Raw genomic sequence first — 7,727 nt, 5'->3', positions numbered from 1 at the left:
CTGGCGGAATGCGGTTTTCTCAAAAAGGTCAGCACTATTGACCAAATGTTTCGCGCGCGAAACATTTGGTCCGGACCGGACCTATTTCCGGAAGGGCTGTGTGCGGCGGGCTGAGGGGAGGGCAGGGGGGCGGCGGCACATCAGCAGGCCCGCCTCAGCCTTGCGGCTGAAGCGGGCCCGCGGAGGGGCTGCGGTCCTCCCCCCGGGGCCGCCGCCTGCCGTCCTTGCGGCGCGGCCTCAGCCGCTGCCTTCCTTCAAGGCCTGCGACATGCTGGAGAGCACCGGGCTGATCAGGTAATCGGCCAGCGTCTGGCGGCCGGTTTCGATCATCGCCTGGGCGGGCATGCCGGGCAGCGCCTTCACATTGGGCAGGGCTGCCAGATCCGCGTCCTGGATGCGGATATGCACCGGGTAATAGGATTCGCCGGTGGCCAGGTCGGTGCTGCTGCCTGCCGCCACCATCACCACCTCGCCGCGCACCGGCGGCGTGCTGCGGAAGCTGTAGGCGGTCAATTGCACCCGCGCCTGGCTGCCCATCGAGACCTCGTCGATATCGGCGATCGCAACCCGTGTTTCCACCAAGAGGCCGGCATCCTCGGGCATCAGCTCCAGGATGGTCTGGCCGGGATCGACCACCTGGCCCAGGGTGTTGATGGAGAGCCCCACCACCCGGCCATCGCGCGGCGCGCGGATGACCTGGCGCTCGGCCACGTCCCAGGCGGCGTCGAGGCGCTGGCGCAGGTCCAGCAGCTGCTCCTGCACGTCCTGGCTTTGCGCCGCCAGCCGCGCCGCCCGGTCGCGCCCGGCCTGCAGCCGCCGCTCTTCGGTTTCGCCGATCCGCTCCAGCACATTGCCGCGGTCGCTTTCCAGCGCCCCGAGGGTGCCCAAGAGGCCGCTTTGCTGCATCTGCCGCTGGCTGATGCGGGTTTTCGGCACCAGGCCCTTTTCAAGCAGCCCGGTCAGGTCGGCCAGTTCCTCCTGCACCAGCGCCAGCTGCTCCTCGGTGGCGCGGATGCGGGCATCGCGGCCCTCCAGCTGATCCTCCAGCTGGCTGACGCGGCCTTCGATGATGTCCATCTGGCCCTGATACAGCGCCCGGTTGGAGGTGAGCAGATCCTGCTGCAGCGCTACCAGCTGCGCCAGCTCGGGCGCCTGGGCGGTGAGCCGGGCCAGCTCCGGCCCCGGCTGCAGCACGTCGCTGTCCTTGCGTTCCGCCTGCAGCCGCGCCTGCTGCGCCAGGAGGCTGGCCAGCTGGCCGTTCAGGATCGCCAGCTGCGCCTGGATGCGGCGGCCGTCGAGCCGGGCCACCACCTGGCCCTTGGCCACCCGGGCGCCCTCGGCCACATTCAGCTCGCGCAGGATGCCGCCCTCCAGATGCTGCACCGCCAGCCGGTCGCCGGCCACGTTGAAGGCGCCGGAGGCCACCACCGCGCTGGTCAGCTCCGCCTTGGCGGCCCAGAACACCAGCCCGCCGAACAGGCCGAAGCCGCAGACCGCCATCCACAGCACCAGCCGCCGCACCCGGGTCGGCGGGCGCTGCGGCAGCGGCACATCCTGGCTGCCGCCGGCCGGCATCAGGTCGCGGAACCCGCTGCTGGCGGCGGCCCTGCCGGGCTGCGGTGCCGGGCTGCGGTCCTCATGTTCCACCAGGCTCATGCGCTTGCTCCTTCACTTTGCGGGCCGGCTGCCCCCTTGTCCGGGCTGTCCTCCGCGTTGCGGTGGCGGAAGGGGGCGATCTTGGGGTCGTCCTGGGACCGGGCGGCCTGGGTCCGGGCCTGCGCCGCCTCGATCACCTGGCGGGCCTCGCCGAAGCGGACGATCCGGCCGTCCTGCAACAGGGCGGCATGGCTGACCCGGCGCAACAGGCTGAGCCTATGGGTCACCGCCACCACCGCGGCGCCGCGGGCGCAGGCTTCCTCGATGGCGCGGGCCAGGGCCTCTTCGCCCTCGGGGTCGAGATTGGCGTTGGGCTCATCCAGGATGATCAGCTTGCGGGTGCCGAAAAAGGCGCGCGCCAGGCCGATGCGCTGGCGCTGGCCGGCCGACAGGAACTCGCCGCGCGGGCCGACCGGGGCGTTGTAGCCGCCGGGCAGGGACAGGATCATTTCATGCACCTGCGCCAGCTTGGCCGCGGCCACCACATCCGAGGGCCGGGCCTCGGGGTCGAGGAGGGCGATGTTTTCCGCCACCGTGCCCTGGAACAGCTCGACCCGCTGCGGCAGGAAGCCGATGTGCTGGCCGATCTGCGCCGGGTCCCAGTCGGTGAGGGCGGCATCGTCGATGCGGATATGGCCGCGCGCCAGGGGCTGCAAGCCTGCCAGCGCATGGGCCAATGTGGTCTTGCCGGCGCCGGAGGGGCCGATCAGCCCCAGCGACTGGCCGGGCTTCAGCGCCAGGGTGATGTCCAGGAGCAGCGGATCGGGCCGCCCCGGCAGCACCACGGTGGCGTTTTCCACCGACAGCCGGCCTTCGGGTTCGGGCAGGGTCAGCCGCTCGGGCGCGGCGCCCAGATGGGCGAGGAACATGTTCAGCCGCGCCTGCGCGCTGCGCGCCTTCAGAAAGCCGCGCCAGCCGGCGATCGACTGTTCCACCGGCGCCGCGGCGCGGCCCAGTAGGATCGAGGAGGCAATCATCAGCCCCGGTGTCAGCTGGTTGTTGATCACCAGCACCACGCCGACGCCCAGCACCGCGATCTGCAGCCCCATCCGCACCGCCTTGGCCAGCGAGGTCATCAGCGCCATCCGGTCGGTGGCCAAAGTGTTGAACACCAGCGCCGAAAACGCCTTGAGCTGCCAGCGCTTGATCAGCGGCGCGGTCTTGCCCATGGCATGGATCAGGCCGGCATTGGCCATCATCTCGGCCACCGCGGCATTGGTTTCAGAGGCCTGTTTGCCGGCCTCCTCCAAGGGTTTGCGGGCCATGATCTCGCTGAGCAGGCCCAGGGTGAACAGCAGCGCGATGCCGGTCAGCGCCACCAGCCCCAGCACCGGGCTGAACAGGAAGATCAGCGCCAGGAAGATCACCGACCAGGGCGCGTCCAGCAGCGCCAGGAACACCGGGCTGGTGACAAAGCCGCGCAGCTCCTGAATGTCGCGGACCGGTTCGGCCTGACGCAGCGCAGGCGGCATCCGGCCGCTGATCATGCCGTCCAGCACCAGCGGGCTGAGCCGCGCCTCAAGCCGGGAGCCAAGCCGCGCCACCAGGCGCTGGCGGATCATGTCGAACAGAAAAAAGAACACCAGCGCGAGGCCCGCGCCGGTGGTCAGAGCAATCAAGGTTGGAATGCTGCCCGAGGCCATGACCCGGGCAAACAGTTGCAGCATATAAAGCGGCGCTGTCAGGACAAGGAGGTTTACAAAAATGCTTGCCGTGAAGATGGCGGCAAGCACGCCCCGCTGACCATCAAAAACCCGTCTTATCTTCATTGTCGTAGCCCCCCGGCTGCACGAATTGAAGCTATAAAATCTGGAGACCAGCGCCCTGGTCCAAGGATGCAATCCTTGGCCGGGGACCAAATCGCTGTCCTGAACCAGGGCTGGACGGGCCCGGGGTTGCCCCCGGGCCCGCCGTTCCTAAGGCTCAGACGGCTGTGGGACCCCAGATGTTGTCGTAGCTGTCGTCAAAGCCGGTGTCAGAGGCCAGCACCCGGATCGCTTCATAGGAGCCCGCATCGCCGGTGGTCACCGCGTTGATGCCGACGCCGCCGATCGGGATGGCGTCCTGTCCCAGCGAGGTGAACGGCGCCTCGTTGCCGGTCAGGCCGAGGATGTTCACCGTGGCGCCGCCAGCGCTGATGCTGGTGTCGGTACCGTTGTCGGTGACGGTGGCGCCGCCGCCGTCGAGGGCGCCGAAGGCATCCTGCGCCGAGGTGCCGAGGCCGCCGTCGACATTGGTGACACGGAACAGCAGCACATCGTGGTCCTGGTCGATGTCGAAGTCGGTGATGGTGTCATTGCCATCATTGGACGAGAAGGTGGCGCCATCCCATTTCAGGTCGATGATGAAGACATCCTTGCCGTCGCCGCCGGTCAGATTATCCCGGCCAGCGCCGCCTTTCAGGAAATCATTGTAGTCGCCGGCACCGCCATGCAGCGTGTCGTTGCCGAAGCCGCCGTCGAGGAAGTCGCCGCCGGTGCCGCCATTCAGGTAGTCGTTGCCGTTCTCGCCATAGAGGCAGTCACGGTCGCTGCCGCCTTTCAGGACGTCATTGCCGTCGCCGCCCTGCAGCACATCCTTGCCGGAGCCGCCGACGACTTTGTCGTTGCCGTCATTGCCGTCCAGGAAGTCGTCACCGCTGTTGCCTTTGACGGTGTCCCTGCCGTCGCCGCCATGGGCCACATCATTGCCGTCGCCGCCGCAGACCTTGTCGTTGCCGTCATTGCCATAGAGGAAGTCGTCGCCGGCATCGCCTTTGACGACGTCGTCGCCGTCGCCGCCCCAGGCTTTGTCGGAATCGTCGCCGCCGCGGATGGTGTCATTGCCGGCATCGCCATAAAGCCGGTCATGACCTTCGTCGCCGTGGAGGCAATCGTCGCCGTCATTGCCGTGCAGCAGGTCGCCGCCCTTACGGCCCTTGAGGATATCGTCGCCGTCGCCGCCATAGCCGTAGTCGGCACCGCGGCCGCCGATGATGACGTCATTGCCGCCTTCGCCGAACATGGTGTCGTCGCCGGAGCCGCCGCGGATGCGGTCATTGCCGTCTTCACCTTCGTCTTCCGGGGTGTAGCAATCCGGGCAATCGACTTCTTTCAGCCCGTCGACTTCATGGCCCTGCAAGGCCTCGGTCGGCACTTCGTCCTCGTCGCAGCAGTCCCAGTCGATCCGGTAGCCATTGACATCGGCGCCGAGGTTGGTGCCGCTGTCGCCGAAGATCAGGTCGCCCTGGGCGCCGCCTTCCAGCACGTCGTTGTTGGAGCCGCCGCGCATGGTGTCATGGCCGGCGCCGCCGTTGACGTCATCGCGGCCTGCGCCGCCATCCATCAGGTCGTTGCCGCGGCCGCCCTGCATCAGGTCGTCGTCGTCTTCACCGAACATGGTGTCGTCGCCGCCCTGGCCGTCCATGGTGTCGTTGCCAGTGCCGCCCAGCATGCAGTCGTCGCCATCGACCTGCTCGTCCTTGTTGCCGGTGCCGTTGTCGGCGCCGAAATCAAGATCGTCGTTCTGCGACTGGCGTTCGTCGCCGAACATCTCGTCATCGCCGGAGCCGCCGATCACCAGGTCGTCGCCGAGGCCGCCTGCCATGCGGTCGTGGCCGCCCTGGCCGTTCATCCGGTCATCGCCGTCGCGGCCGTACATGGTGTCATGGCCGTCATATTTGGTTTCGCCGGACTGGCCCATGTCGCCCCACATCCAGTCGTCGCCGCCTTCGCCGTCCATGCAGTCGTCGCCGAGCTCGCCATAGAGGTAGTCGCCGCGGTCGCCGTCGGCATAGCTGTAGTTGCCGTCGGCATCGTCGCCGAAGATGTGGTCGTCGCCCTTGCCGCCGAAGACGCTGTCGCTTTCCTCGCCGCCCAGCAGGGTGTCATTGCCGGTTTCGCCGTCGATGTAATCGCAGCCCTCTTCACCGTCGATCCAGTCGTCGCCGTCATCGATGTATTTCTTGCCGTAGATGGGCACCTGGTATTCTTCCCAGGTGTCCGGGTTGACCCGGGTTTCATAGCCGGTGATCACGGTTTCATAATGGCCCTTGCCGTCGGCATCGCCGCCGAACAGGGTGTCATTGCCGGTGCCGCCTTCGATCGCGTCGTCGCCGTCCTGGCCTTCGACATAATCCTGGCCCTTCTCGCCGTCGATGCGGTTGTTGCGCTCGTTGCCGTAGACCGCGTCATCGCCAGCCCCGGCGCGGGCATTGTCGCCGGCGTCGTGGTCGTTCAGGTTGATCACATTGCCGTCGGTGCCGCCGATTTCGGTGGTGCCGTCATTGTAATCCGGGTCGGTTTTCCTGTCGCTGAACCGGATGTCGCAGTCCGGATTGCAGACTTCCCAGTCTGGCGTTCTGTCTTCGATACCCATGGTAAACGTCCTCCTCATTAACTGTCCGGGGCAGGGCAGCAGCTGCTGCCCGGGTCTTGCCCCCGCCGGTGCCGCGGCCGCGCAAGGCGGTTCGGCAAAAAGGCGAAACTATGCCTTCTGGATGTATTGCAGCGCAAAGGCCGGGTCTGCGATGCCCCCAAATGGGGACAAAATCAGCTGTTTAGAGCCATCCTTCCATTATCTGCGCCGCCGCTGCCGCAGCCGTCTGCAGCGGCAGGTGCCACCAGGCGCCGGCCGCCAGGGCCGCCGCGGCCAGAAGCGCTGCCGCCAGTCCCAGCCGCCAGCGGCGGCGCGGCGGCGGCGCGGCCTGCGCCAAAGCCTCGGCCAGCGCCGATTTCAGCACCGGCTCAAACTCGATCCTGAGCGCCCCCTCCATCCGGTTCACCGCATCCTCGAGCTGGTCGATGCGGGCACTCAGGGCGGCGCGGTCGGCGGCGGCCTTCTGCGCCGCCTGGGCGCCCAGCCCCTCGTTCAGAGTGGTGAACATCTCGGCGATGCGCTTGTGCAGCGCCACCAGATCCGCCTGTGCCGCCAGCGGCGTGCCATCGGGCCCGCCCTGGCGCAGGGCGGCGGCGATCTGCGCCAGCACCGCCGCGCTCAGCCGCGGCGGCTGGGCCGGTTTGTCTGCTGGGCCGGGGCTGGCCGCCCTGGCCTGCTGAGGCGCCTCTTGGGCGGTCCGGGTTTCCGGGGCGGGGCCGGCGGTTTTCTGCTGCGCCGGGGCCTGTTGTTCCGGGGCCTGTTCCGGTTTGGCCTGTTCCGCCGCGGGCCGGTCCTGTGCAGAGGGGCCCTGCGCGGCCGCTGCGGGGCGCGGGCTGCCGGCCGGGGCGGGCGGGCCCTGCACGGGCGCGTCAAGCGTCAGCTTGTTCATGACGCTCTCCCCAATGAGGCCTGCCAGGTCAGCCGCTGCGCCATCTCGGCGCGGCCCCCCGACTGCAGCTTGGCCAGCACCCGCTTGGCATAGGTGTTGAAGGTCTGCTCCTTAAGGCCCGCGATATGCGCTGCCTCGCGGTTGGAGAGCCCCAGCTGGATCAGCGCCGCCACCCGCGCCTCCGACGGCGACAGCCCCATTTTCTGGGCCAGCATCTCGATCCGGGTGCGGTCGGGCTGGCGCGGCAGGATCGCCACCACCAGCGGCATGTCGGCGCCGGCGCAGCGGTAGCGGGTCAGCGACACCGGCAGCCGCATGCCGCTGCGGCGGTCCTCCAGGAACAGGATCAGCTCGCGCGGCTGCTGGCCGGAGCCGCCGCGGCGCGAGCGGGCGCATTCGGCCACCGCCGCATAAAACCCCGCGGTCTCGCCCGGGCTGGCGCAGCTGAGGCGGCCGGTGCCGTCGCTGAGCAGATCGCCGCCGTCCAGCATGTCGCGCCCCGCTTCATTGCAATGCAGCAGCCTGCCCTCGGTATCCAGCACCAGCACCGCACTGTCGGTCTTTTTGGAAATCGTCCACAACAGCGCGCTGGTCACCGCCGCCTGGGTCTCGCCGGCCAGTTCGCGCAAGGCATCCTCGCGCAGCACCGGCCAGATCGCCTGCAGGATGTCGCCGCAATGGGCGTCATGCGGGCCGTCTTCCAGTTTCAGCGCAATCAGATCCTCGCTGCCGTCCTCGAAACTGCAGGAAAACAGGGTCCAGCCGCGGCCCGCGGCCAGATCGGCGGCCAGATCTGCGGCCGGCCCGGCATCCGGCAGCCGGGCCG

General features: G+C 68.5%; 5 protein-coding genes. All 5 read right to left on the bottom strand.

Translation table 11 applies throughout. The annotated features are described in order from the left end of the window. Positions 1-237 precede the first annotated feature (237 nt). Positions 238-1,656: an HlyD family type I secretion periplasmic adaptor subunit gene (locus VOI29_RS20325; protein WP_323783008.1), complete on the bottom strand. Its 1,419-nt coding sequence runs from the start codon at positions 1,654-1,656 to the stop codon at positions 238-240. Then, the gene (locus tag VOI29_RS20320; protein WP_323783005.1) at positions 1,653-3,425 is read right to left on the bottom strand and encodes a type I secretion system permease/ATPase; all 1,773 of its coding nucleotides are present in this window, start codon (positions 3,423-3,425) and stop codon (positions 1,653-1,655) included. The genes VOI29_RS20325 and VOI29_RS20320 overlap by 4 nt, the downstream gene beginning before the upstream one ends. A 154-nt stretch (positions 3,426-3,579) precedes the next feature. Beyond that, entirely contained in the window at positions 3,580-6,012 is a 2,433-nt protein-coding gene (locus VOI29_RS20315; protein ID WP_323783002.1) for a calcium-binding protein, read from the bottom strand. 181 nt (positions 6,013-6,193) lie between these two features. Further along, entirely contained in the window at positions 6,194-6,901 is a 708-nt protein-coding gene (locus VOI29_RS20310) for a hypothetical protein (protein WP_323782999.1), read from the bottom strand. Further along, a partial coding sequence (locus VOI29_RS20305) for a helix-turn-helix transcriptional regulator (protein WP_323782996.1) occupies positions 6,898-7,727 on the bottom strand: 830 nt, incomplete at its 5' end. The genes VOI29_RS20310 and VOI29_RS20305, both read right to left, overlap by 4 nt.

The sequence above is a fragment of the Leisingera sp. genome, assembly GCF_034669605.1.
Lineage (GTDB): Bacteria > Pseudomonadota > Alphaproteobacteria > Rhodobacterales > Rhodobacteraceae > Leisingera.
The sequence above is the reverse complement of the archived record's forward strand: the minus strand, read 5'-3'. Positions and strand labels throughout refer to the sequence as shown.

Bases quoted from the DNA above. Each gene is read 5' to 3' on its own strand.
- VOI29_RS20310 (WP_323782999.1), bottom strand. From the start codon at position 6,901: ATGAACAAGCTGACGCTTGACGCGCCCGTGCAGGGCCCGCCCGCCCCG.
- VOI29_RS20320 (WP_323783005.1), bottom strand. From the start codon at position 3,425: ATGAAGATAAGACGGGTTTTTGATGGTCAGCGGGGCGTGCTTGCCGCC.
- VOI29_RS20325 (WP_323783008.1), bottom strand. From the start codon at position 1,656: ATGAGCCTGGTGGAACATGAGGACCGCAGCCCGGCACCGCAGCCCGGC.
- VOI29_RS20315 (WP_323783002.1), bottom strand. From the start codon at position 6,012: ATGGGTATCGAAGACAGAACGCCAGACTGGGAAGTCTGCAATCCGGAC.